General features: G+C 67.6%; 24 protein-coding genes, 6 tRNA genes and 1 riboswitch. Of the genes, 7 read left to right on the top strand and 23 right to left on the bottom strand.

All coding sequences use genetic code 11. From position 1 onward, the window contains the following. Positions 1-44 precede the first annotated feature (44 nt). The 8 genes from lgt to hisI form a co-directional block, all read right to left on the bottom strand. Positions 45-1199, bottom strand: coding sequence for a prolipoprotein diacylglyceryl transferase (lgt, locus tag ACFWIX_RS08045; protein WP_377215599.1), 1155 nt, complete (start codon positions 1197-1199; stop codon positions 45-47). A 3-nt stretch (positions 1200-1202) separates the two neighbouring features. Continuing rightward, entirely contained in the window at positions 1203-2000 is a 798-nt protein-coding gene (trpA, locus tag ACFWIX_RS08040) for a tryptophan synthase subunit alpha (protein WP_377215902.1), read from the bottom strand. Positions 2001-2029: 29 nt separating this feature from the next. Next, positions 2030-3361 carry a tryptophan synthase subunit beta gene (gene trpB / locus ACFWIX_RS08035; RefSeq protein WP_377215598.1) on the bottom strand — a complete coding sequence of 444 codons (1332 nt, stop codon included), beginning with the start codon at positions 3359-3361 and terminating at the stop codon, positions 2030-2032. A gap of 104 nt (positions 3362-3465) precedes the next feature. Further along, entirely contained in the window at positions 3466-4287 is an 822-nt protein-coding gene (gene trpC / locus ACFWIX_RS08030; RefSeq protein ID WP_377215597.1) for an indole-3-glycerol phosphate synthase TrpC, read from the bottom strand. Then, positions 4287-4574: an HGxxPAAW family protein gene (locus tag ACFWIX_RS08025; protein WP_377215596.1), complete on the bottom strand. Its 288-nt coding sequence runs from the start codon at positions 4572-4574 to the stop codon at positions 4287-4289. Before ACFWIX_RS08025 ends, trpC begins: the two co-directional genes overlap by 1 nt. A 105-nt stretch (positions 4575-4679) precedes the next feature. Continuing rightward, positions 4680-5258 carry a Trp biosynthesis-associated membrane protein gene (locus ACFWIX_RS08020; protein ID WP_377215595.1) on the bottom strand — a complete coding sequence of 193 codons (579 nt, stop codon included), beginning with the start codon at positions 5256-5258 and terminating at the stop codon, positions 4680-4682. Next, entirely contained in the window at positions 5258-6820 is a 1563-nt protein-coding gene (locus tag ACFWIX_RS08015; protein ID WP_377215594.1) for an anthranilate synthase component I, read from the bottom strand. Before ACFWIX_RS08015 ends, ACFWIX_RS08020 begins: the two co-directional genes overlap by 1 nt. A 2-nt stretch (positions 6821-6822) precedes the next feature. Beyond that, positions 6823-7242, bottom strand: coding sequence for a phosphoribosyl-AMP cyclohydrolase (gene hisI, locus ACFWIX_RS08010; protein ID WP_377215593.1), 420 nt, complete (start codon positions 7240-7242; stop codon positions 6823-6825). A gap of 111 nt (positions 7243-7353) precedes the next feature. Here hisI and ACFWIX_RS08005 point away from each other — a divergent pair, with 111 nt between their 5' ends. Then, positions 7354-7998, top strand: coding sequence for a TIGR03085 family metal-binding protein (locus tag ACFWIX_RS08005; RefSeq protein ID WP_377215592.1), 645 nt, complete (start codon positions 7354-7356; stop codon positions 7996-7998). Between the two features lie 3 nt (positions 7999-8001). On the opposite strand, the gene hisF is transcribed toward ACFWIX_RS08005, so the two are convergent. The 14 genes from hisF to ACFWIX_RS07935 all read right to left on the bottom strand — a co-directional run bounded on the left by hisF (position 8002) and on the right by ACFWIX_RS07935 (position 18976). Beyond that, positions 8002-8778: an imidazole glycerol phosphate synthase subunit HisF gene (gene hisF / locus ACFWIX_RS08000; protein ID WP_377215591.1), complete on the bottom strand. Its 777-nt coding sequence runs from the start codon at positions 8776-8778 to the stop codon at positions 8002-8004. Between the two features lie 40 nt (positions 8779-8818). Then, entirely contained in the window at positions 8819-9676 is an 858-nt protein-coding gene (gene hisG, locus ACFWIX_RS07995) for an ATP phosphoribosyltransferase (protein WP_377215590.1), read from the bottom strand. Between the two features lie 88 nt (positions 9677-9764). Next, positions 9765-10028: a phosphoribosyl-ATP diphosphatase gene (locus ACFWIX_RS07990; RefSeq protein ID WP_015936881.1), complete on the bottom strand. Its 264-nt coding sequence runs from the start codon at positions 10026-10028 to the stop codon at positions 9765-9767. Positions 10029-10150: 122 nt separating this feature from the next. Continuing rightward, on the bottom strand, positions 10151-10633 hold the full coding sequence (ribH, locus tag ACFWIX_RS07985) for a 6,7-dimethyl-8-ribityllumazine synthase (protein ID WP_377215589.1): 483 nt from the start codon (positions 10631-10633) through the stop codon (positions 10151-10153). A gap of 15 nt (positions 10634-10648) precedes the next feature. Beyond that, entirely contained in the window at positions 10649-11347 is a 699-nt protein-coding gene (ribA, locus tag ACFWIX_RS07980) for a GTP cyclohydrolase II (RefSeq protein WP_377215588.1), read from the bottom strand. Then, positions 11344-12084, bottom strand: coding sequence for a 3,4-dihydroxy-2-butanone-4-phosphate synthase (ribB, locus tag ACFWIX_RS07975; RefSeq protein ID WP_377215587.1), 741 nt, complete (start codon positions 12082-12084; stop codon positions 11344-11346). The genes ribA and ribB overlap by 4 nt, the downstream gene beginning before the upstream one ends. Next, the gene (locus tag ACFWIX_RS07970) at positions 12081-12710 is read right to left on the bottom strand and encodes a riboflavin synthase (protein WP_377215586.1); all 630 of its coding nucleotides are present in this window, start codon (positions 12708-12710) and stop codon (positions 12081-12083) included. Before ACFWIX_RS07970 ends, ribB begins: the two co-directional genes overlap by 4 nt. Continuing rightward, positions 12710-13861, bottom strand: a complete 1152-nt coding sequence (gene ribD, locus ACFWIX_RS07965) for a bifunctional diaminohydroxyphosphoribosylaminopyrimidine deaminase/5-amino-6-(5-phosphoribosylamino)uracil reductase RibD (RefSeq protein WP_377215585.1) — start codon at positions 13859-13861, stop codon at positions 12710-12712. The genes ACFWIX_RS07970 and ribD overlap by 1 nt, the downstream gene beginning before the upstream one ends. Before the next feature lie 93 nt (positions 13862-13954). Then, a riboswitch (FMN riboswitch) is annotated at positions 13955-14104 on the bottom strand. 39 nt (positions 14105-14143) lie between these two features. After that, positions 14144-14824 (bottom strand): ribulose-phosphate 3-epimerase, encoded by a 681-nt coding sequence (rpe, locus tag ACFWIX_RS07960; protein WP_377215584.1) that lies wholly within the window; start codon positions 14822-14824, stop codon positions 14144-14146. Between the two features lie 41 nt (positions 14825-14865). After that, complete coding sequence (locus tag ACFWIX_RS07955; protein ID WP_377215583.1) at positions 14866-16380, bottom strand: RsmB/NOP family class I SAM-dependent RNA methyltransferase; 1515 nt, start codon at positions 16378-16380, stop codon at positions 14866-14868. Further along, positions 16377-17297 carry a methionyl-tRNA formyltransferase gene (fmt, locus tag ACFWIX_RS07950; protein ID WP_377215582.1) on the bottom strand — a complete coding sequence of 307 codons (921 nt, stop codon included), beginning with the start codon at positions 17295-17297 and terminating at the stop codon, positions 16377-16379. The genes ACFWIX_RS07955 and fmt overlap by 4 nt, the downstream gene beginning before the upstream one ends. Then, positions 17294-17878 (bottom strand): peptide deformylase, encoded by a 585-nt coding sequence (gene def, locus ACFWIX_RS07945; protein ID WP_377215581.1) that lies wholly within the window; start codon positions 17876-17878, stop codon positions 17294-17296. Before def ends, fmt begins: the two co-directional genes overlap by 4 nt. Before the next feature lie 46 nt (positions 17879-17924). Next, positions 17925-18785, bottom strand: a complete 861-nt coding sequence (locus tag ACFWIX_RS07940) for a cytochrome (RefSeq protein ID WP_377215580.1) — start codon at positions 18783-18785, stop codon at positions 17925-17927. Positions 18786-18904: 119 nt separating this feature from the next. Further along, positions 18905-18976: transfer RNA gene (locus ACFWIX_RS07935), tRNA-Val, on the bottom strand. Positions 18977-19283: 307 nt separating this feature from the next. On the opposite strand from ACFWIX_RS07935, the gene ACFWIX_RS07930 reads away from it, so the two are divergent. From ACFWIX_RS07930 to ACFWIX_RS07905, 6 genes are all read left to right on the top strand, one after another. After that, a tRNA-Gly gene (locus ACFWIX_RS07930) sits at positions 19284-19356 on the top strand. 47 nt (positions 19357-19403) lie between these two features. Next, positions 19404-19474 (top strand) — tRNA-Cys (locus ACFWIX_RS07925). 42 nt (positions 19475-19516) lie between these two features. Further along, positions 19517-19591, top strand: a tRNA-Val gene (locus tag ACFWIX_RS07920). 58 nt (positions 19592-19649) lie between these two features. Then, positions 19650-19722 (top strand) — tRNA-Gly (locus ACFWIX_RS07915). A gap of 38 nt (positions 19723-19760) precedes the next feature. Further along, positions 19761-19832, top strand: a tRNA-Val gene (locus ACFWIX_RS07910). A 158-nt stretch (positions 19833-19990) separates the two neighbouring features. After that, the gene (locus tag ACFWIX_RS07905; RefSeq protein ID WP_377215579.1) at positions 19991-20254 is read left to right on the top strand and encodes an antitoxin; all 264 of its coding nucleotides are present in this window, start codon (positions 19991-19993) and stop codon (positions 20252-20254) included. Between the two features lie 148 nt (positions 20255-20402). On the opposite strand, the gene zapE is transcribed toward ACFWIX_RS07905, so the two are convergent. Next, the gene (gene zapE, locus ACFWIX_RS07900) at positions 20403-21446 is read right to left on the bottom strand and encodes a cell division protein ZapE (RefSeq protein WP_377215578.1); all 1044 of its coding nucleotides are present in this window, start codon (positions 21444-21446) and stop codon (positions 20403-20405) included. Between the last annotated feature and the right edge of the window lie 65 nt (positions 21447-21511).

The following is a 21511-nucleotide window of genomic DNA, read 5'->3' as shown; positions in this document are numbered from 1 at the left end:
TTTGCGGGCTGTTCGAGCGGTGGCTCGCCTGCCCTTCGAGCCGGCTACTTGCTGTCGCCGGCCTCTGGCGCGGATCCCGTGGCTGTGCTGCCGGAAGATCCGGCGGCCGGTGCATCCGTGCCGGGCCTGGGGCCGGACGGTGCCGCCGCGGCTTCTTCCGTGGGGTCGGAAGCAGGCCGGGAACCGCTGTGGTTATCACGGAGATTATCACGCGATTCACTATCTGAGACAACGGAGTCCGGATCACGGACGTCATTTGCGGCAGCACCGGTTGCCGCGCCTGCGGCCACCGGTGCGGGCTCCTTGCCCGGCAGGTATGGCGTATCCGGCTGCGGGCGGCCTTTGAGGCCCAGGAGCACGAAGGCGGCCAGCGCCACCAGGAAAACGAAGATGCTGGTCCACACGTTGAGGCGGGTAGTTATGCCGAACAGGGAGATCTGTTCCGCGTCGTCGATACGCATGGCCTCGATCCAGACGCGGCCCAGGGTGTAGTACATGGCGTACAGCCAGAACAGACGGCTGCGGCGGAAGTTGAACCGGCGGTCCAGTGCGAGCAGGATGATGACGCCGGCAACGTTCCACAGGGACTCATACAGGAACGTGGGGTGGAACAGCGTGCCCTCGGCCATGCCGGCCGGGAAATTGGGGTTGTCGGCGTCCACTTCGAGGCCCCAGGGTACGGTGGTGGGGCCGCCGAAGAGTTCCTGGTTGAAGTAGTTGCCCCAGCGCCCGATGGCCTGGGCCAGGAGCAGTCCGGGGGCGGCCGCATCGAGGAACGCGGTGAGCTTGACGCCACTGCGGCGGCAGCCGATCCAGGCGCCGACGACGCCCAGGAGGACGGCGCCCCAGATGCCCAGACCGCCGCGCTGGATCTGCGGGATCAGCGACAGGTCCCCGGTCCCGTCAAAGCCGGGTCCGAAGTACGCGTCAGGGGACGAAAAGACGTGGTAGAGCCGCCCGCCGATGATGCCGAAGGGGATGGCCCAGATGACGATGTCCCACACGCTCCCTTCCGGCGCCCCGCGCTTCGCCCAGCGGACCGAGGTCAGCCACAGTCCGGCCACGATTCCCGCAAGGATGCACAGCGCGTAGGCGTGGATGCGCAGGGCACCCCACGGCAGGGGAATGTCGAAGCCGGACCAGTCCGGGCTGGGGATACTGGCCGGCACCAGGGCGGCAGCCTGCAGGAGTGTTTGCATTGCTTAGGCTTCTTCTTTCCTGGCCAGGCCGGTGCTGAGGTCTCGGGTGAGGGCACCGACTGCGTCCACGCCGCCGTCACCCAGGGTCTTGACCAGGGCCGTGCCGACGATGACGCCTTCTGCGTAGGCGGCGATCTCGCGGACCTGGTCGGCGTTGGACACGCCCAGGCCGACGCACACACGTTCCGCTCCGGCAGCGTGTGCGGCAGCCACGACGTCCTTTGCAGCCGTACTCACGGACGTCCGGGCTCCGGTGACGCCCATGATGGACACGGCGTACACGAAGCCGCGGCTGGCGTCCACCGTGCGCTGCATGCGCCCGGGGGTGGAAGATGGCGCCACCAGGAACACCCGATCCAGCCCGTACTTGTCAGAAGCCTCGATCCATTCGGCTGCCTCATCGGGAATGAGGTCCGGGGTAATGAGTCCCGCTCCCCCGGCTTCCGCGAGGCGGCGGGAAAACTCGTCCACGCCCATCCGCACCACCGGGTTCCAGTAGGTCATGACCAGGACGGCAGCATCGGTCTGGCTGGTGATTCCGGCGACGACGTCGAACACCTGGCCCACCTTGAAGCCGTTCGCCAGGGCCTGGGTGGTGGCGGCCTGGATAACCTGGCCGTCCATCACGGGGTCTGAGTAGGGGATGCCCACCTCAATGAGGTCTGCGCCGTTGCGGGCCGCAGCAACGCCGGCGGCAATGGATTCCTCGACGCTGGGGTAGCCCGCGGGCAGGTATGCGACGAGGGCGGCACGGCCCTCGCCACGGGCCCGGTCGATCGCCGCTGCCGCCTTGCTGGTCATCTGTACCCCGCTTGCCGTCTCTGCGCCGCTCACAGCTGCTCACCCTCTTTACCGATTTCCGACTCGGCCGAACCCTTGTCCAGCAGGTTGAACCATTCAGCCGCGGTGGCCACGTCCTTGTCGCCGCGGCCGGACAGGTTCACGATCACGATCTTCCCGGCAGCGGCGGCGGGATCCTCTTGGGCGAGCCGCTGGCCCACCTTGATGGCTCCGGCCAGCGCGTGGGCTGACTCGATGGCGGGAATGATGCCCTCGGTCCGGCACAGGAGGCGGAAGGCATCCATGGCCTCGCTGTCCGTGATGGGCTCGTAGCTGACGCGGCCGATGTCCGCCAGGTACGAGTGCTCCGGACCAACGCCCGGGTAGTCAAGCCCCGCCGAAATGGAGTGCGACTCGATGGTCTGGCCATCATCGTCCTGCATGAGGTACGAGCGGGCGCCGTGCAGCACACCAGGCTTGCCCAGGGTGATGGTGGCAGCGTGCCGGCCGGTGTCCACGCCGTCACCGCCTGCCTCGAAGCCGTAGATCTTCACGGACGGATCGTCGAGGAAGCCGTGGAAGATGCCGATGGCGTTGGAGCCGCCCCCGATGCAGGCACAGACAGCGTCCGGCAGCCGGCCTTCCTGCTCCAGGATCTGGGCCCGGGCTTCTTCGCCGATAACCTCGTGGAAGTAACGCACCATGGCCGGGAACGGGTGCGCCCCCGCCGCGGTGCCCAGCAGGTAGTGGGTGTGGTCCACGTTGGCCACCCAGTCGCGGAGCGCATCGTTGATGGCGTCCTTGAGTGTCTGGGATCCGCTGGTCACGGGGATAACGGTGGCGCCGAGCAGCTCCATCCGGGCAACGTTCAGCGCCTGCCGGCGGCAGTCCTCGGCACCCATGTACACCACGCACTCGAGGCCCATCAGGGCTGCGGCGGTGGCGCTGGCCACGCCGTGCTGGCCTGCACCGGTCTCGGCAATGACGCGGGTCTTGCCCATGCGCTTGGCCAGGAGCGCCTGGCCCAGGACGTTGTTGATCTTGTGCGAGCCGGTGTGGTTCAGGTCCTCGCGCTTGAGGAAGATCCGGACTCCGCCGGCGTGGCCGGAGAACCGCTTGGCTTCGGTCAGCAGTGACGGGCGGCCCGAGTAGTTCTTGTTGAGGTCCGCGATCTGGGCGCGGAAGTCAGGATCGTCCTTTGCCTGGTTGAACGTCTCTTCGAGTTCGTCCAGGGCGGCGATGAGGGATTCCGGCATCCAGCGTCCGCCATAGTTGCCGAAGTACGGCCCCGGCGCGTGGCGGAGGGAGCCGCCCTGCAGGAAGGCTTCCGTGGCGTTGTGATCGGCATCGTTGTGGGCTGCGCCGGAGGGTGCGTGGGCCATCAGTCCGTCCTGTTCCAGTTGTTCGGGCAAAATCGGGTGCCCCGGCAGTGGCTCCGGGGTGGCAGGCATTCCCGGCCCCCGCTCCGGGGACCGGACCGCTGCCGTCAGCCGCGGGCGGCGATGGCGGCGGCCCCTGCGGCGGTGAATTCGGCGATGCGATCCGCCGGCGTGGAGTGGCTGACCAGGGCCTCGCCCACCAGCACGGCGTTGGCGCCGCTGGCGGCGTAGTGGGTGACGTCGGCAGCGTCCCTGACGCCGGATTCAGCGACTACCAGCGCACCGGCCGGCACGCCGCCTGCCAGCGCGGCAAAAACCGAACGGTCGACGTCGAGCGTCTTCAGGTTCCGCACGTTGACGCCGATGATGCGCGCCTTGGCGGCAGCGGCCCGCTCGACTTCCTCTTCCGTGTGCGTCTCCACCAGCACGTTCATGCCGAGCTCGTGGCTCAGGGCGCTGAAGTCCTCAAGCTGGGCATCGGATAGGGCCGCAACGATGAGCAGGATGAGGTCGGCGCCGTGGGCGCGGGCCTCCCAGATCTGGTACTCGTCCAGCGTGAAGTCCTTGCGCAGCAAGGGTACGTCGACGGCGGCACGCACGGCGTCGAGGTCCGCCAGGGACCCGCTGAACCGGCGCTGTTCGGTGAGGACGCTAATGACGGAAGCACCGCCGTCGGCGTACTGCCGGGCAAGGGACGCCGGATCGGCGATGCCGGCCAGGTCGCCTTTGGAGGGGCTGCGGCGCTTGATCTCCGCAATGACCCTGAGCTGGTCCCGGACAGGCGCAGTGCCACCGAGGGCTGCCCAGGCGTCCCGGGCGGCCGGCGCCGCCTGGGCGCGGTCTTTCAGTTCAGCGAGGGAAACGAGCCGTTTCCGGGCTTCCATATCCTCCCTGACACCAGCGTTGATGTCATCGAGAACAGTTGCCATCAGTGGCCGGAGTTCTTCAGCTTGCTGCCTTCGACGCCGTAACCTGCCTTGCGCATGACGTAACCGAGGATCAGGCCGAGGACCATGATGGCGCCGCCCACGATGAAGATGGGGGTGCTGGCGATAACGAAGGCAATGGAGGCAATGAGCGCGCCGACCAGCATCACGATGACGCAGGTCCAGGCAGCGGGGCTGTTGCCGTGGCCGAGTTCCTGGCTGTGGTCAATGGCGCCGGGGGCCACAACGCGGGTGCCGGAGTCGGAAACGGACGCGGGTGCTTTGCTCATGGAAATCTCCTCAGGGGTAAATGCTGCTTACATTCTGCCATTTTTTGGGCACCGTCCGCGTATCCGGGAACCGGCGGCGGTGAACGGTTACCGTCACGCTGCCGGTCAGGTGGGGTCGTCGCCGCGGGAAAGCCGGTCCCAGCTGTCGATCTCGTCCACGGGCCCAGCTGTTGCCGCCGCCGTTCCACGGCCCGCCACGTCATACTTGGTCCGGGCCTTCCAGTGCCGGCCTGCGGGAACCACCAGCAGCCCCGCCAGGGCGAGCAGGATGCCGCAGGCCACGGCGAGGAACGGAAAGGCGGTGGCTTCCACCTGCGCCTGGCCGCCCGAAACGCCGGTAGCGGCGGCGATGGAGCCTTGGGCGGCGGCCAGCGGGTCGGCCAGCACAGTGGCTGCGGCCGCGACAATGCCCGCCGCAGCCAGCACGATGATCACGGTGATGACCCAGCGTGCGATCCTGCCGGCGATCGATGCGGCAAGCCCGCCCGCAAGGGCGACCAGGGCGAGGGCCGTCACCGCCGTCGCGGCCTTGCTGCCCTGCACGTCCAGGACGTCTCCCCCGGCGCCAGCCTGCGCCGGATCCAGCGAGACGGACAGCCAGGTCTGGGTGGTGGTTCCGAAAACCGCCAGCGCAAGGACGGCGATGAGCAGGACCACCGTGGACTTGCGGGCCCACGCGGGCATCAGGACTCTTTCCCGCCGGGAAGGGACTCGGCGGAGATGTTGTGCAGCGAGCCCGCGGTGTGCACGGCGCGGAGCGGGGCCGCAGCTTTGTTGACGGTTTCCAGCGCTTCGGTGGGATTGACCGAGTCCGCCACAATGCCGCCGCCTGCCTGCACATACGCGCGGCCTTCGCGGAGCAGGGCGGAGCGGATCGCAATGGCCATGTCCATGTCCCCGGCAAAGTCCAGGTAGCCCACCACGCCGCCGTAGATGCCGCGGCGGTGCGGTTCCAGTTCGTCCAGGAGCCGCAGTGCACGGGGCTTGGGCGCGCCCGAGAGCGTGCCGGCCGGGAACGTCGCCTTGAGCACGTCGTAGGCTGTGGCTTCCGGGGCGAGCCGGCCCACCACGGTGGAGACCAGGTGCATGATGTGGCTGAAGCGTTCCACCTCCATGAACTGGGTGACGTCTACTGTCCCGGCCACGCACACCTTGGAGAGGTCGTTGCGGGACAGGTCCACCAGCATGAGGTGCTCCGCGCGTTCCTTCTGGTCCGCCAGAAGTTCCTCGGCCAGGGCCTTGTCCGCCTCGACGGTCTTGCCGCGGGGACGGGAGCCGGCGATCGGATGGGTGATGACCTCTTCACCCGTGACCGTTACCAGGGCCTCGGGCGACGATCCGACGATCGAGTACTCCCGTCCGTCGGCGTCGGCGAGGCTGAAGATGTACATGTACGGGCTGGGATTGGTGTTCCGCAGGACCCGGTAGACGTCCAGCGGTGACGCGCCGCAGTCCATCTCGAAGCGGCGCGAGATGACCACCTGGAACACTTCGCCGTCCACGATGGCTTCCTTGCCGCGGTCCAGCGCTGCGAGGTACTCGTTTTCGTCCCAGCGCTCCTGCACGCTGGAGGCGAAGTCCAGGGCTGCCGGCTCCAGGACCGAGACCGGCTGGGCGACGGGCGTGCTGATCCGGGTGAGCAGGGCCTTGACCCGGGACACCGCGTCTTCCCACGCCTCATCGACGCGCTCGGAGCTGTCGTCGAAGTTGATGGCGTTGGCGATGAGCAGCACGGTGCCGTCCACATTGTCGTGCACAGCCATGTCCGTGACCAGGTTAAGGGCCATCTCGGGCAGGTGCAGGTCGTCCTCCGGCGGGCTGACCAGGCGTTCCCAGTGCCGGACGGTCTCCCAGCCGAGGAACCCGACCAGGCCCGAGGTGAAGGGCGGGAGCCCTTCAAAGCGGTCCGTGCGGAGGGCTTCGACCGTGTCCCGGATGGCATCCACCGGGCTGCCGTCAACCGGCACGCCGGCGGGCGGTTCACCCAACCAGTGCGCCTGGCCGTCCTTGGTGGTCAGGGTGGCGCGTGATTTCGCGCCGATGAACGAGTACCTGGACCAGGCACCGCCCACAGCGGCGGATTCCATCAGAAAGGTTCCGGGCTGGCCCTGCGCGAGCTTCCGGTACAGGCCGATGGGCGTTTCAGCGTCCGCCAGCACCTTGAGCGTGACGGGGATGACCCGGCGGTGCCGTGCCAGCTCGCGGAACTCGTCCAGTCCGGGGCTGATGATTCCAAGGTCCTGCATGGTTAAGCTGTTCCGCCTGTCCTTGTTCCTGTGGTGACGCTGAGTTCCCGGCCGTCAAAGCAGGTCCGGGTGCCCGTGTGGCACGCGGCGCCTACCTGGTCCACCCGCACCAGGAGGGCATCGCCGTCGCAGTCCAGCGCCACGGACTTGACCCACTGCACGTGCCCGGAGGTGTCACCCTTGCGCCAGTACTCCTGCCGGGACCGCGAATAGAAGGTCACGCGGCCAGTGGTCAGCGTGCGGTGCAGCGCTTCGTCGTCCATCCACCCAAGCATCAGCACCTCGTTGGTGTCGAACTGCTGCACGACGGCGGCCACCAGGCCTGCGCTGTCACGCTTCAGGGCGGCGGAAAGGTCCGCCGGAAGGGGGCCCGCGGGCACAGTCGGCCCGGGCGTGGACGTGGGGATGGGCTGCTCAGACATCGGGTCCAGTCTAGTGCCTTCGGCCATGCCGGAGCCGATGTGAACAGCGGCACGCGGACGGCCGTGGTCATGCTGCCCAACTGCGCGCGTGTCGTGCTAGTTTCACAAGTGATGCATTTCGTCGAACCGTCCCGAGAAGTCCTGGCCGAAACCCTGCTGGCGGCCGGTCCTGATGCGCCCACGCTTTGCAAGGGCTGGCGTACCAGGGACCTCGCCGCGCACCTTTACCTCCGGGAGCGGAAGGCCGCCGTCGGACTCGGACTGATCATCAAGCGCCTGGCCAAGGCCTCGGACCAGGCTACGGCCCGCCTCGCCGCCCGGCTCAAGACGGCCGACGACTACGCGGACCTGGTCAACGCCTTCCGCGCCGGACCGCCGGCGCTCTCCCCCATGAACATCAAGGCGCTGGACGAAAGCTCCAACCTCATCGAATACTTCGTGCACACTGAGGACGTCCGCCGCGCCGTGGACCGCTGGGCACCCCGGGCCCTGGACGAGGAGTACTCGGACGCCTTGTGGGATGAACTCGTCAAACGTGCCGCGATCCTTTACCGGGGCGTGGACCTCGGCATCGTGCTGGTCCGGCCTTCGGGTCCCCGCCACGTCGCCAAGCGCGCTCCCGTGTCGGTTGCCATCGTGGGCGAGCCGGGAGAACTGCTGATGCACGCGCACGGACGCACCCGCCACGCCCTGGTCACCTTCGAAGGCCAGCCCGACGCCGTCGCCCTCCTCCAGTCAGCAGAAGTAGGCCTCTAACCCCTAGCGGACCTCGAAGCCGGCGGCGCGGATCTCGTCCTTGACCCGGCTGATCATGTCATCGGGACCCCAGTGGAAGATCGATGCTGCCAGTACGGCATCCGCCCCTGCCGCCACAGCCGGCGGGAAGTGCGCCGGCTCGCCGGCGCCGCCCGAGGCGATCAGCGGAACCTTGACCGCCGCGCGCACCAGCCGGATCAGTTCGAGGTCGAAGCCGTCCTTGGTGCCGTCAGCGTCGATCGAGTTCAGCAGGATCTCCCCCACGCCGCGGTTGGCCGCTTCCCGCGCCCACTCGATGGCGTCGATGCCCGTTCCGGTCCGTCCTCCGTGGGTGGTCACTTCAAAGCCCGACGGCGTGGGCTGCGATCCGGGGCGGGTGCGCCGCGCGTCCACGGACAGGACAAGGACCTGCGAACCGAAGTGCCGGGTGATTTCGTCGATAACCTCGGGCCGGGTCACCGCAGCAGTGTTGATGGCAGCCTTGTCCGCGCCGTACCTGAGGAGCTTGTCCACCTCCGCCACGCCGCGGACGCCGCCGCCTACACACAGCGGAATGAAGACCTCTTCGGCGGTGCGCCGGACGACGTCGAAGGTGGTTTCGCGGTTGCCCGAGGACGCCGTGACGTCGAGGAAGGTCAGTTCGTCTGCGCCGGCGTTGTCGTAGCGGTGCGCCAGTTCCACGGGGTCGCCGGCGTCGCGGAGGCCCTCGAAGTTGACGCCCTTGACGACGCGTCCGGCGTCGACATCAAGGCAGGGGATGACGCGGACTGCTACGGCCATGGATAACTCCTGGAATGCTTTGCGGTGCGAAGGGTGCGGGTCAGATGCGGCAGGCGTGGATGCTGCTGACCAGAATGGCGCGGGCGCCGAGGTCGTAGAGTTCGTCCATGATGCGGTTCGTTTCCCTCTTGGGCACCATGGACCGCACCGCTACCCAGTCGGAGTCGCGCAGCGGCGAGACCGTGGGCGACTCGAGCCCCGGAGTCAGGCCGGCAGCCTGCTCCACGAGTTCCTTGCGGATGTCGTAATCCATGAGGACGTACTGTCGTGCCACCAGGACACCCTGCAGCCGCCGGATGAGGACCTCGATCTCCTTGGCCGTGCCGTTGGCGGAACCGTTGCCCGTGCGGCGGATCAGCACCGCCTCGGACTTCAGGATGGGCTCGCCAAAGATTTCCATGCCGGCGGCTTTGAGGGTGTTGCCGGTTTCCACCACGTCCGCGATGGCATCGGCCACGCCCAGGCGCACGGAAGACTCCACGGCGCCGTCCAGGCGGACCACCTTGGCGTTGATGCCGCGCTCCGCCAGGTAGCCGCGCAGGAGGCCGTCGTAGCTGGTGGCCAGGCGCTTGCCTTCCAGCTGCTCGGCCGCGGAGAAGTCACCCACGGGCCCGGCGAAGCGGAAGGTGGATGCCGCGAAGCCCAGCGGAAGCAGCTCCTCTGCCTCAACCTCGGCGTCCAGGAGGAGGTCGCGGCCGGTGATGCCGACGTCGAGAGTTCCCTGCCCCACGTACACCGCGATGTCCCGCGGCCGGAGGAAGAAGAACTCGATGTCGTTGTCCGGGTCCACCATGACCAGCTCGCGCGAGTCGCGGCGCTGGCGGTAGCCGGCTTCGGACAGCATTGCGGAGGCGGCTTCGGACAGGGATCCCTTGTTGGGGACGGCTACTCGCAGCATGGAAAATCTTTCTGGTTCAAGAGGTCTTGGGGGTCATGCAAATGCAGGCCACGGCGGGTCCGGCGGCAAAACGCGCGCCGGCCGGTGGCTACAGATGCTTGTAGACGTCTTCCAGGGTCAGGCCCTTGGCCAGCATGAGGACCTGCAGGTGGTACAGCAGCTGGGAGATTTCCTCGGCCGCGGCTTCATCGGACTCGTACTCGGCAGCCATCCAGACTTCGGCTGCTTCCTCCACGACTTTCTTGCCTATGCCATGGACGCCGGAGTCCAATTCGGCGACGGTGCGGGAGCCTTCCGGTCGGGTGGCTGCCTTCTCGCTGAGCTCAGCGAACAGCGTCTCGAAATTCTTCACGCCTTCCAGACTACTTGGTGCGGCCCGCGGGGCGCTCACCGGGTCCGGGCATGACGGACGCGATGTGAGGGAATACACACCGCGCCCGTCCGGGTTTGCCCTGCGCCGCGCCCTGGCGCGGGTCAGTACTGCTTGAGGACGACGGCGGCAGCCAGGGCCGCGGTCACGGCCTCGTGGCCTTTGTCCTCCTTGGAACCTGGCAGGCCTGCCCGGTCCAGTCCCTGCTGTTCGTCGTCGCACGTCAGCACGCCGAAGCCGACCGGCACGCCGGTGGCCACGCTGACGTCGGTGAGTCCCGCCGTCGCGGCCTGGCAGACGTAGTCAAAGTGCGGCGTGCCGCCACGGATAACGACGCCGAGCGCCACCACCGCGTCGAAGTGCGGAGCCAGGCGGGCGGCGGCAACGGGCAGTTCAAAGCTGCCGGGAACCCGCAGCACGGTGGGATCGCTGATGCCGGCATCCTTGGCGGCGCGGAGGGCACCGTCCAGCAGGCCGTCCATGATCTGCGTATGCCAGCTGGCGGCGACGATCGCCAGCTTGAGCCGCGACGTCTCGTCCGGGTTGAGGGTGGTCAGGTCGATGGTGGGGGCGCCGTGTCCGCTCATGGGTGGTTGTTCCGTTCAGTCTTGTTCGTGGCTAAAGGTATCGGGGGCAGTGACCGGCAGCGCGGCCACGCGGTTATCCAGCTGCAGCCGGTGCTCCATACGGTCCTTCTTGGTCTGCAGGTACCGGATGTTCTGTTCCCGGGACGGTACTTCGGTGGGAACCATTTCCACTACCGTCACGCCGGCACTGGCCAGCCTGTTCTGCTTGTCCGGATTGTTGCTCAGGAGGCGGACCTCGTGCAGCCCCATCTCGGCGAGGACCTGAGCGGCGGCCTTGTAGCAGCGGGCGTCTACGGGAAGGCCCAGCTGTTCATTGGCCTCCACAGTGTCGAAGCCGGCTTCCTGCAGGGCGTAGGCCTTGATCTTGTTGGCCAGGCCGATGCCTCGGCCTTCCTGCCCGCGCAGGTACAGCAGGGTGCCGCCGTGTTCGTGGATCAGTTCCAGCGCATAGGCCAGCTGTTCGCCGCAGTCGCAGCGGTAGGAGCCAAACACGTCTCCCGTGAGGCATTCCGAGTGCAGCCGCACCAACGGCGCCTTGCCGTCCTTGGGCGGGTTCGGTGAGCTGACGGCGAGGTGTTCCACGCCCGTAACCAAGTCCGTCCAGGCCTGGGCCACGAAATCGCCGAAAGCGGTGGGCAGCTGCACCACCGGGCCTCCGCTGACGGGATGGACACCCTCCTGGTGCCTTCCGTTGCCGGATACAGATGCCGTCATGAATTCTCCTTCGTTCCACCCGCAGCCGCTCGGCTGCCGACCGGGTGCTCCCCCGCGGCGAGATAGGCTGCCAGGTCCTCGATGGACACCAGGGGGCAGCCGTGCTCATCGGCGAAGGCCCGGAGTCCGTCGAGGCGCATCATCTCGCCGTCGTCGTACACTACCTCTGCAATCACGCCCACGGGCTCCAGACCCGCCAGGCGGCACAGGTCCACCGCGGCCTCGGTATGGCCGGGGCGCTCCCGCACACCTCCGTCAACTGCGCGCAGCGGAAAAATATGCCCAGGGCGGGTCACAGCGGCGGGACCTGCCCCCGGATCGGCCAGCACCCGCGCCGTCACGGCCCGGTCCGTGGCCGAAATTCCGGTGCTGACCCCCACGGCCGCATCGCAGGACACCGTGTAGGCGGTGCCCTTGGAATCCTGGTTGACGGCGGTCATAGGCGGCAGGTCCAGCGCGTCAGCCCGGCTGGCGGGCAGGGGTACGCAGACCACGCCCGAGCTGTACCGTATGGTCCAGCCCATCAGGGCAGGCGTGGCGAACTGCGCGGCGAAGATGATGTCCCCTTCGTTTTCGCGGTCCTCGTTGTCCACCACCAGGACAGGCCGACCGGCGGCAATTGCGCGCACGGCGTCCTCGACCGGATCCAGGAGCTTCACAACGGCCGGCCCGGCAGCGGAACCCGGGGCCGCAGGCACAGTCCCGGCGCCGGTTTCAAGGCGTACTGCGGCGCTCATCGTGCTTCTCCTTCGGTGCCGCGGAATGCCAGCAGCCGTTCCGTGTACTTGGCCAGGACGTCCACTTCCAGGTTCACCCGGGCGCCGGTGGCCTTGGCTCCCAGCCCGGTCTCCGCCAGCGTGGTGGGGATAAGGCCCACTTCGAACCATGGATCCTGGACGGCGGCGTCGCTGACGGCGGTGACCGTGAGGGAGACGCCGTCGATGGCGATGGAGCCCTTCTCCGCGATGTACCGGGCAAGCCTGGCGGGGACGCCGAAGCGGAGCCTTTCCCAGTTCCCCTGGTGCTCACGCTCCTGCAGGGTGCCCACGCCGTCTACGTGGCCCTGGACCACATGGCCATCCAGCCGGCCACCGGCGGGAACGCAGCGCTCCAGGTTGACGGCGTCCCCCGGCGCCAGCTCGCCAATGGTGCTGCGGATCAGCGTCTCCCCCATGACGTCCACGCTGAAATCGCGGCCGTCGATGGCGGTGGCCGTCAGGCACACCCCGTTGACGGCGATGGAGCCTCCCAGCGGGAGCCCGTCGGTGCTGCCGGGTGCGTGGAGTCGGACGGTGGCGCTGGCGTCTCCGTCGCGCTCGACGGAGAGCACCCGCCCCTGTTCGGCAATAATTCCGGTAAACATCAGTAGCCTTCCTGGGCTTGCTCCGCGGTGGTGCGGGATGGTTGTGGATCAAGGGCAACAATGCGTTGCGGCCTGAGGTGGAGTCGGAGGTCCCGGCCCAGCGTGCACACGGCACCGCCATCGGACCCGTCCCATTCCCAGTGCTGGGCGTCGGCGAGCGTGGTGATGCCCAGTCCGTCCAGTGCGGGCGTACCGGATCCGAGCAGCGTGGGGGCCAGGTAGATGATCAGTTCGTCCACCAGTCCGGCCGTGAGGAACGTGCTGAGGATCCGCGAGCCGCCCTCCACCATGAGGTGGCGTACGCCTTGGCCGTACAGGAGGGAAAGCGCTTCGTGGGGATCGCGGGTGGGCAGGTGCACCATGAGCCCGTCGTCGCCCCGGACGGCGGCGTCTTCCGGGATATCCCGGAGGCCCATCACGGCCCGTACCGGCTGCTTCCCGGCGGGGTTGCCCTCGGCGTCCCGGGCGGTGAGCCGCGGATTGTCCACCAGCACGGTCTGGGTTCCCACCAGGATCGCGTCAATGCGGTTCCGCAGCCCGTGGTTGTCTGCCAGCGATTCGGGGCTGGAGATCCACTGGCTGGTTCCGTCCTCGGCGGCTATCCGGCTGTCCAGCGTCTGCGCGATGTGAAGCGTGACGAAGGGACGCCGTGCCGTGACGGCCTCGAACCACTGGCGGTTGAGGTCCAGCGCTTCGTCGGCGCCGAGGCCGCTCCGGACGCTGACGCCGGCGGCGCGCAGCGTTGCTGCCCCGCCCGCGGCGGGGTCGTGGGGATCGTCCACCGCGTACACCACGTCAGTGATGCCGGCAGCGATGATCGCCTGGGCGCACGGTCCGGTGCGGCCAACATGGTTGCAGGGTTCCAGCGTCACCAGCATGGTGCATCCGGTGAGGTCCAGCCCCGCCGCCGAGGCCTGGGCAATGGCATCCGCTTCGGCATGCGCGGTTCCGGCCCCGCGGTGGTAGCCGGTGACAAGGTGGCGGCCCTCGGAATCGACGACGACGGCGCCCACCAGGGGGTTCGCTCCCCGGGGCCCGCGCCGGGCTGTTTCGAGGGCGGCGTCCATGGCGCGCACCTCACCGGCGCTGAAGGCAGTAACTGCCCTCTGGGCGGGATTTTCGGCTGCCGCCGGCCACCGCGTGGGGTTCATTCCCGTGTCGTTCCTTCCCTCTAGGGCCGCGACGGCTCCGGGGGTATACGACAGCAGAAGGCTGCGGCACCCTCAGGCGCCACAGGTACAGCTGTACGTGCTTCTCTCATCCAGACTTTAACTGTCGGTACCGGAATTCCACCGGTTCAACCGTCTGCCGGAAACTTCCTGGAAAGCTTGCCGGCTCGCGGGTCGCGGACTGTCACCGCCGGTTCGGACTTACACCGACCCCGGAGCACGTATGTGTGTTGTTATTGTGCCACAACCTACGGCAGCCTCCGGCTATTCCGCCGACGCCGTGCGTAACGTCCGGCTGCCGGCGTCGCGGAGCCGCCCGATGGCCGCGGCAGGATCGTCGGCCCCGTAAACCGCGGAGCCCGCCACAAAGACGTTGGCACCGGCTTCCGCCGCCCGAATAATGGTTTCCTCCGTGATCCCGCCGTCCACCTGCAGCGCCACACCGATGCCCGAACCGTCGATCGCCGCACGGGCCCGCCGGATCTTGGGCAGCGTGATATCCAGGAACGCCTGGCCGCCGAAGCCGGGCTCCACGGTCATCACCAGCAGCATGTCCAGTTCCGGCAGCATGTCCAGGTAGGGCTCAACCGGAGTGGCCGGGCGCAGCGCCATGCCTGCCTTCGCGCCGCGGGCGCGCAACTCCCGCGCCAGCTTGACCGGGGCGATCGAGGCTTCCGCGTGGAAGGTGACGGATGCGAGGCCGGCAGAGGCGAAGTCCGGGGCCCAGCGGTCCGCATCCGAAATCATCAGGTGCGCGTCCAGCGGCACCGGACTGACCTCCTGGATCCGCTTGACCACCGGGAGGCCGATGGTCAGGTTGGGTACGAAGTGGTTGTCCATGACGTCGACATGCACGGCGTCGGCCGAGGCGATGCGGTGCAGTTCCGCCTCAAGATTGACGAAGTCGGCGGACAGGATGCTCGGGTTGATGCAGCACTGCGTCACAGGGCGCGCCTTTCACTGGTACTGGCAGGATTCGGGGATTGTCAGGCCTTTTTCCGGATGAGCGCGAGGAACATGGCGTCCGTTCCGTGGATGTGCGGCCATAGCTGGGCGGTGGAGTCGTGTCCGGCCCCGAGGTTCCCGGTGAGGCTCACGGCGTCCAGCGCGGCACCGGCATCAAGGAGCTCCAGGTCGTCACGCTTACGCAGCGCGTCCGTCACCACCGCAGTGGTTTCTGCGGGGTGCGGCGAGCACGTCACGTAGGCCACAACTCCCCCGGGCCGTACGGCGGCGATGGCGGAGGCCAGAAGTTCACGCTGCAGGGGGCCAAGGTCCGCCAGGTCCTTGGGCGTGCGGCGCCAGCGGGATTCGGGGCGGCGCCGGAGGGCACCGAGTCCGCTGCAGGGCACATCCGCCAGTACGCGGTCGAACTGCGCCGGCTGTTCTGTCCCCAGGTCCCGGCCGTCGCCGGTACGGACCTGCCAGGTGCCTTGCGGCACGGCCGCCAGGGCCTGGCCCACCAGCTTGGCACGGTGGGGGGCGGGCTCGTTGGCCAGCAGGGTGGCGCCGCGCTCGTTGGCCAGTGCCGCCAGCAGCGCCGCCTTGCCGCCGGGCCCCGCGCAAAGGTCCAGCCAAGATTCGGCGCTGTCCGGCTCACCGGCGCCGTCCAGTTCAATCCCGGCCATGGCCCGGGCGACCAGCTGCGAACCCACGTCCTGGACCCTGGTGGTGCCCTCGCGGACCGATGCGAGCCTGCCCAGGTCTCCGCCGCTGGACAGCGCGGATCCTGTTACGAGCTCGCCGGGGGTTGCCCCGTTTTCCAAGGCCTCGTCCAGGTTACCCAGGCCGGGCAGGGCCACGAGGTTGACCACCGGCGCCGCGTTGTCCGCTTCGAGCAGGCTGTCTATTTCCGTGGCCGGGCGGCCGTGCGCCACCAGGGACTGGCGCATGGCGCGCACGATCCATTCCGGGTGCGCATGGCGCAGCGCGGCGATGCGGGTCTGATCTGTTTCGCCTGCCACCAGGGCGCCCAGCCATTCGTCGAGGCTGTGCGCGGAGACTTTCCGGAGCACGGCATTGATCAGGGCAGAGGGACCCGCGCCGATGACGGCCCGCGCCAGGCCTACCGTCTGGTCCAGGGCCGCGTGGGCGGGAACGCGCATGGCAAGCAGCTGGTGGGCGCCGATGCGCAGGGCGTCCAGGATGGCAGGGTCAAGCTGGTCCAGCGGACGGTCCACGCAGCGGGCCAGGATGGCATCGTACGTTCCCTGGCCGCGCAGGGCGCCGTAGGTGAGTTCGGTGGCAAACCCTGCGTCGCGCCTGTCGAGGCCGTGGTGGCGGATCCGCACCGGCAGCACCAGGTTGGCATAGGCGTCCTCGGAGGCTACGGCGCGCAGCACTTCGAAGGCCACGAGTCGTGCCGGGTCGGCCCGCCTGGTGCGCTGGGAGGGTGCCTGGCCGGTGTAGGTGCGCGGTCCGCGGTTGCGTTCCCTGCCCTGGGCATTGCGCCGGCTGCTGTCCTTGGGGCCGCCCTTGCCGCGTCCGCCGGAACTGCTCATTCGAATACCACGCCTTCCAGTGAAGCTATGCCGCGCGCCCAGTCGGCTGCGGCCATCATTTTCTTTCCGGCGGGCTGGATCCTGGTCAGCTCCACCGCGTGGGAGGCCGTTCCCACCAGGACGCTCTTGCCGCGGAGCTCCACCGCCCCTGGTGCCAGGCCCGTCACGTCAGGCCGGAGCCGGACGGGTTCAAGCTTGACCCGCTGCCCTGCCAGCATGGTCCAGGCACCAGGTTCCGGGGTAGCGCCGCGGGCCTGCCGTCCGACGGCCAACGCCGGGTGGCTCCAGTTAAGGTGCCCGTCCTCGAGGGTCAGCTTGGGCGCCAGCGTGATGTCCCCGGATTGGGGCACTGCCACGGCCCTGCCTGACTCGACGGCGGAAAGCGTCTGGGCCAGGAGCACGGCGCCGCTGCGGGAGAGCCGCTCCAGCAGCCCGCCGGCGGTGTCCTCCGGGCCCACAGTTTCAGTGAGCGTCCCGAAGACAGGTCCGGTGTCCAGGCCTTCTTCCAACTGGAAGGTGACAGCGCCGGTCACGTCATCGCCGGCCATCACAGCGCGCTGCACGGGGGCAGCGCCGCGCCAGGCAGGCAGGAGGGAGAAATGCAGGTTGATCCAGCCGTGCCGGGGCACGGCCAGGGCAGCGGGCGGCACGAGCCCGCCGTAGGCAACGATGGCAGCCACGTCAGGTTCGGCGGCGGCAATGGCGGCCGTGGCTTCGGCATCTACCTTCGCGGCACGGATCACCGGGAGGCCCAGCTCGGCAGCACGGGCGGCAACGGGCGACGGCGTGAGCACCCGTTTGCGCCCCAGCGGCGCGTCGGGCCGGGTCAGGACGGCGACGACGTTAAAGCCGGCCTCAACCAGCGCGTCCAGGGAGGGTACGGCGACAGCGGGAGTCCCCGCAAAGAGAACCCTCACCCGGCGGCGCCCGCACCAAAAGCTGAGCCGGAACCGCCAAAACTGGAACCAACGGATTTGGCGCGGGCCGACGTCGTGCGTTCAGTCACCGCATCGTAGTTCGCGGCGCGGATGGCACGGAGGGCCGCCCTCCGGTCCTCACCCTCGAGCCGGTCCGTATAGAGGATGCCGTCCAAGTGGTCGTTTTCATGCTGGAAGCAGCGCGCCAGCATCCCTTCGCCTTCGATGGTGACCGGGTTGCCGTGCACGTCCACACCGGTGACGCGGGTGGACCGGAAGCGCCGGACCGGGAACGCCAGCCCGGGAATGGAGAGGCAGCCTTCGGACTGGTCCGGCTGGTGGTCCTCCGAGTTTTCCAGGACGGGGTTGATGATGTGTCCTTCGACGCCATCGATCCGATAGGTAAACACACGCAGGCTCACGCCCACCTGCGGGGCGGCCAGGCCTGCCCCTTCCACGTCCTCCATGGTCTCCGTCATGTCGGCGACCAGCTTGGCCAGCTCGGGCCCGAACTCCGTCACGGGGTCGGCGACCGTGCGCAGCACGGGGTCTCCGATAATGCGGATATTCAGAATTGCCATGCGGGTTTTGTCCTCACGGTTGGCGGCAACAGGGGATGGCTCCAGTTTAGGCGGTACGTACCTGTGGCAGCGGCGGCGGTGCAATGGGCAGCAGCGCCGGACCGGCGCTGAGGGTATCGGCGGAGAGCTCCCAGACGCGCCGCAGGGCGCAGAACTTCCACCAGTGGTGCTTCAGAACTTCAGGGTTGGCCCGCACAGGGCGCACCTCCGTTTCCCCAATGGCGACCGCGAGGAGAACGGGGTCGTCGCCGTGCTTCCACGCCTCCCAGGTCCCTTCCTGCGGATCCACCAGGCTTTCCTCGGCCTTCATGCCGGCTACCAACTGCATGACCACCTTGTCATCCAGCGGCTTCACCTGGCCGTCGCGGGTGGTCCCCTTGGTCTTGTAGTCGATCAGGCAGATCCGGCCGTTGATCCGGGCCACCAGGTCCAGCGTGCCGGCATAGCCCACGGCGTTGTTCCACACCGTAATCTCCGGAGCGATGGGCTCCACCCGGTAGAGCTCCCACCACTCATCGAACCTGACGGCAAAGGCTTCTTCACCGTTCGCAGCGAGGGCCTCGCGCGCTTCCTTCATGCCGTGCGGACGGCCCAGGGCACGCAAGGCCACCTGCTCGCAGTAGTTATGTACCCGGTCCCCGCGCTGCGCTGCCTCATCCCGGTAGGCCTCGGCAGCTTTGGCGGCACGGTTGACGGCCTGCCGGATCTTCGCAGGGCTGCCAAGGCAGTCTGCCAGCAGCGGGTCCTTCGCCAGGCTGCTGGCGCCCATGTAGCCGAACCAGCCGTCCAGCCCGTGCGGCTGCTGGCTGATCACTGTGGTGATGGAGGGTACGGAGAACGGTGCGGTGGTGGACCGCGCATACATCCGGCCGTATTCCGTGGCGTGGGCGAGCAGTGGATCGGTCATGGAAAAGACTCTTTCACAGGGGGCTGACAATCACAGGTCCGGATCTGTTCCCGGGGACGGCCGGACATGAAGAAAGGGTCCGTTTCCGCTGCTGATGAGCGGAAACGGACCCTTGTGCGTGGGCGATACTGGGTTCGAACCAGTGACCTCTTCGGTGTGAACGAAGCGCGCTACCACTGCGCCAATCGCCCCGATGCATTTGAATGCTAGCCCACGTTGCGGCCAATTCAAAAATCAGCCCCAGCGGCGTCCGCGCACCCGGGTGGCGCTATGCTTTGGCCGCCCCGCCCCAGTCGGCCCTGCATCCCCGCCCCTCCTGCCGGCGCCGTAAATTACAGGGCTGTAACTTGGAGAAACCCTTGCCATTACTGGGAAGCACGGCCATTAGGCCCGGTACCGAAGGCATCGATTTGGAGAATCCCCGAACCTCCTATATTGTTTTTACTCGTTGGAACGCGAGGAAATGCCGGGAACGGCAGGGAATCAAGCCTCAACAATGCGGACGTAGCTCAGCTGGTAGAGCACCACCTTGCCAAGGTGGATGTCGCGAGTTCGAATCTCGTCGTCCGCTCGCAGGACACTGTCACGGCATAGGTTTTTTGGAACCGACGCTTACACGGTGGGTTGGCCGAGAGGCGAGGCAGCGGCCTGCAAAGCCGTATACACGGGTTCGAATCCCGTACCCACCTCGGTGAAAACCATGGTTTTCCGGGCATCATCCGGAGAAGTATGGGCGATTGGCGCAGCGGTAGCGCGCTTCCCTGACACGGAAGAGGTCACTGGTTCGATCCCAGTATCGCCCACCAAGCAAGGAAACTTGCTTCATGCAGTACGCACCGGCTCCAGCCGGAACGCACTTCATACGCGGACGTAGCTCAGCTGGTAGAGCACCACCTTGCCAAGGTGGATGTCGCGAGTTCGAATCTCGTCGTCCGCTCTCTAACCCTAAATCCCATAAGCCGGACTTCCGGTTCCGGGCGATTGGCGCAGCGGTAGCGCGCTTCCCTGACACGGAAGAGGTCACTGGTTCGATCCCAGTATCGCCCACATGCAGCAGCTCCCCGGAGCTGCTTTTTTCTTGCCCGGAGCCTGCATCCGCTACGGGCGAACGGCCAATGACCCCGGTTTCCTTGTTGGGTGTTCACCGCGGGGCTAGGATCGAACGCGGAGGAGCGACCTGGCTCCGCGATTGAAGGGAGGTGCTCGTGGGACTGATTGACGATCTTAAGGGCAAGGCTCAGGGTCTCATCCGCGGCAACGAGCAGGCCATCAAGAACGGCATCAACAAGGCCGGTGATTTCGTCGACACCAAGACCGGAGGCAAGTACTCGGGCCACGTCGACAAGGTCCAGGATGGCGCTTCCAAGCTCATTGACAAGAACGGAACCCCGGGCCAGGCACCTGCCGCTGAGCAGGTTCCGCCGGTCACCCCCGTCAACCCGGTTCCGCCGGCTGACAGGACTCCGTAACAAGGATTTGGCCAGGGTCTTGCCCTAGCACGTCAAGGGGGTGCGGGTCCCGCCGGGAGGCGGCACCTGCACCTTTGGCGTTTAAGGCCTTAGGCATTTAAGGACGACGCCGGCCCAACGGGCTTCGGGGGCGCGGTTCAGTGCCCGGTCAGGACGGCTCGTGGTTCTGGCCCTCGCGGGCCAGCGCCGTGAGGCGGGAAACAGCGCGGAAGTACTTCTTCATGTAGCCGCCGGTCATCATCTCCTCGGTGAAGAGCTTGTCGAACGGAACTCCGCTGGCGAGGATTGGGACGTCCTTGTCGTACAGCCTGTCGGCGAGGACCACAAAGCGCAGTGCCACGGCCTGCTCGGTGATGGTTTCAACGTTGCGCCACACCACGGCGTCGACCCCGTCGATCAGCTGGCGATAGCGGCTGGGGTGCACACCGGCGAGATGGTGGATCAGCGTGCCGAACTCGTCCTGCGCCACGGTCTTGCCGTCAAACTCCGCCTTCATGCGGCCGGGGAGGTCGCTGTTCTTCAGCGGTGCCGGCGCCGCTGGCAGACCGCGGTGGCGGAAATCCTCGCCGTCGATCCGGATCACGTCGAACTGGTCCGCCAGGACCTGGATCTCACGCTGAAAGTCCACGGCGGCAAACCGGCCGTCGCCCAGGGAACCAGGCAGGGTGTTGGAAGTTGCAGCCAGCTTCACACCCGCATCGGCCAGTTCCCGCATCAGGCGGGACATGAGCACCGTGTCACCGGGATCGTCGAGCTCGAATTCGTCAATGCACACGAGCTTGTAGCTGCTCAGCGCCTCGACGGTCTTCCGGAACGACAGCGCACCCACGAGGTTGGTGTATTCAACAAAGGTGCCGAACGCCTTGGGGCCCGGGGCCGCGTGCCAAAGCGATGCCAGCAGGTGGGTCTTGCCGACGCCGAAGCCGCCGTCCAGGTAGATTCCGGCCCGGCCGGCGTCGTCCTTCTTGCCGAACAGCTTCTTGAAGAGGCCCCCGCCCCCATTGCCGGCACCCACTGCGCCGGCAAAATGCTCCAGCGCGCGGACCGCAGCGGCCTGGCTGGGCTGCTTGGGATCCGGGCGGTAGCTGGCGAAGGAGACCTGGCCAAACCGCGGCGACGGGTAGAAACCCTTCAGGAGCTCATCCACCGAGACTGCCGGAGTGCGGGCGGCGAGCTGTTCGATCTGTACCAAGGTGGTCCGTTCTGGTCGTGGTTGGTCCCCAGAAAGGATACCGGCAATGGAACGGAGGCCCGGCT

The organism is Pseudarthrobacter sp. NPDC058362 (assembly GCF_042723515.1).
Classification (GTDB): domain Bacteria; phylum Actinomycetota; class Actinomycetes; order Actinomycetales; family Micrococcaceae; genus Arthrobacter.
This window is presented reverse-complemented; position numbering and strand designations above follow the sequence as displayed.

Bases quoted from the DNA above. Each gene is read 5' to 3' on its own strand.
- lgt (WP_377215599.1), bottom strand. From the start codon at position 1,199: ATGCAAACACTCCTGCAGGCTGCCGCCCTGGTGCCGGCCAGTATCCCC.
- trpA (WP_377215902.1), bottom strand. From the start codon at position 2,000: ATGACCAGCAAGGCGGCAGCGGCGATCGACCGGGCCCGTGGCGAGGGC.
- trpB (WP_377215598.1), bottom strand. From the start codon at position 3,361: ATGGCCCACGCACCCTCCGGCGCAGCCCACAACGATGCCGATCACAAC.
- trpC (WP_377215597.1), bottom strand. From the start codon at position 4,287: ATGGCAACTGTTCTCGATGACATCAACGCTGGTGTCAGGGAGGATATG.
- ACFWIX_RS08025 (WP_377215596.1), bottom strand. From the start codon at position 4,574: ATGAGCAAAGCACCCGCGTCCGTTTCCGACTCCGGCACCCGCGTTGTG.
- ACFWIX_RS08020 (WP_377215595.1), bottom strand. From the start codon at position 5,258: ATGCCCGCGTGGGCCCGCAAGTCCACGGTGGTCCTGCTCATCGCCGTC.
- ACFWIX_RS08015 (WP_377215594.1), bottom strand. From the start codon at position 6,820: ATGCAGGACCTTGGAATCATCAGCCCCGGACTGGACGAGTTCCGCGAG.
- hisI (WP_377215593.1), bottom strand. From the start codon at position 7,242: ATGTCTGAGCAGCCCATCCCCACGTCCACGCCCGGGCCGACTGTGCCC.
- ACFWIX_RS08005 (WP_377215592.1), top strand. From the start codon at position 7,354: ATGCATTTCGTCGAACCGTCCCGAGAAGTCCTGGCCGAAACCCTGCTG.
- hisF (WP_377215591.1), bottom strand. From the start codon at position 8,778: ATGGCCGTAGCAGTCCGCGTCATCCCCTGCCTTGATGTCGACGCCGGA.
- hisG (WP_377215590.1), bottom strand. From the start codon at position 9,676: ATGCTGCGAGTAGCCGTCCCCAACAAGGGATCCCTGTCCGAAGCCGCC.
- ribH (WP_377215589.1), bottom strand. From the start codon at position 10,633: ATGAGCGGACACGGCGCCCCCACCATCGACCTGACCACCCTCAACCCG.
- ribA (WP_377215588.1), bottom strand. From the start codon at position 11,347: ATGACGGCATCTGTATCCGGCAACGGAAGGCACCAGGAGGGTGTCCAT.
- ribB (WP_377215587.1), bottom strand. From the start codon at position 12,084: ATGAGCGCCGCAGTACGCCTTGAAACCGGCGCCGGGACTGTGCCTGCG.
- ACFWIX_RS07970 (WP_377215586.1), bottom strand. From the start codon at position 12,710: ATGTTTACCGGAATTATTGCCGAACAGGGGCGGGTGCTCTCCGTCGAG.
- ribD (WP_377215585.1), bottom strand. From the start codon at position 13,861: ATGAACCCCACGCGGTGGCCGGCGGCAGCCGAAAATCCCGCCCAGAGG.
- ACFWIX_RS07955 (WP_377215583.1), bottom strand. From the start codon at position 16,380: ATGAGCAGTTCCGGCGGACGCGGCAAGGGCGGCCCCAAGGACAGCAGC.
- def (WP_377215581.1), bottom strand. From the start codon at position 17,878: ATGGCAATTCTGAATATCCGCATTATCGGAGACCCCGTGCTGCGCACG.
- ACFWIX_RS07940 (WP_377215580.1), bottom strand. From the start codon at position 18,785: ATGACCGATCCACTGCTCGCCCACGCCACGGAATACGGCCGGATGTAT.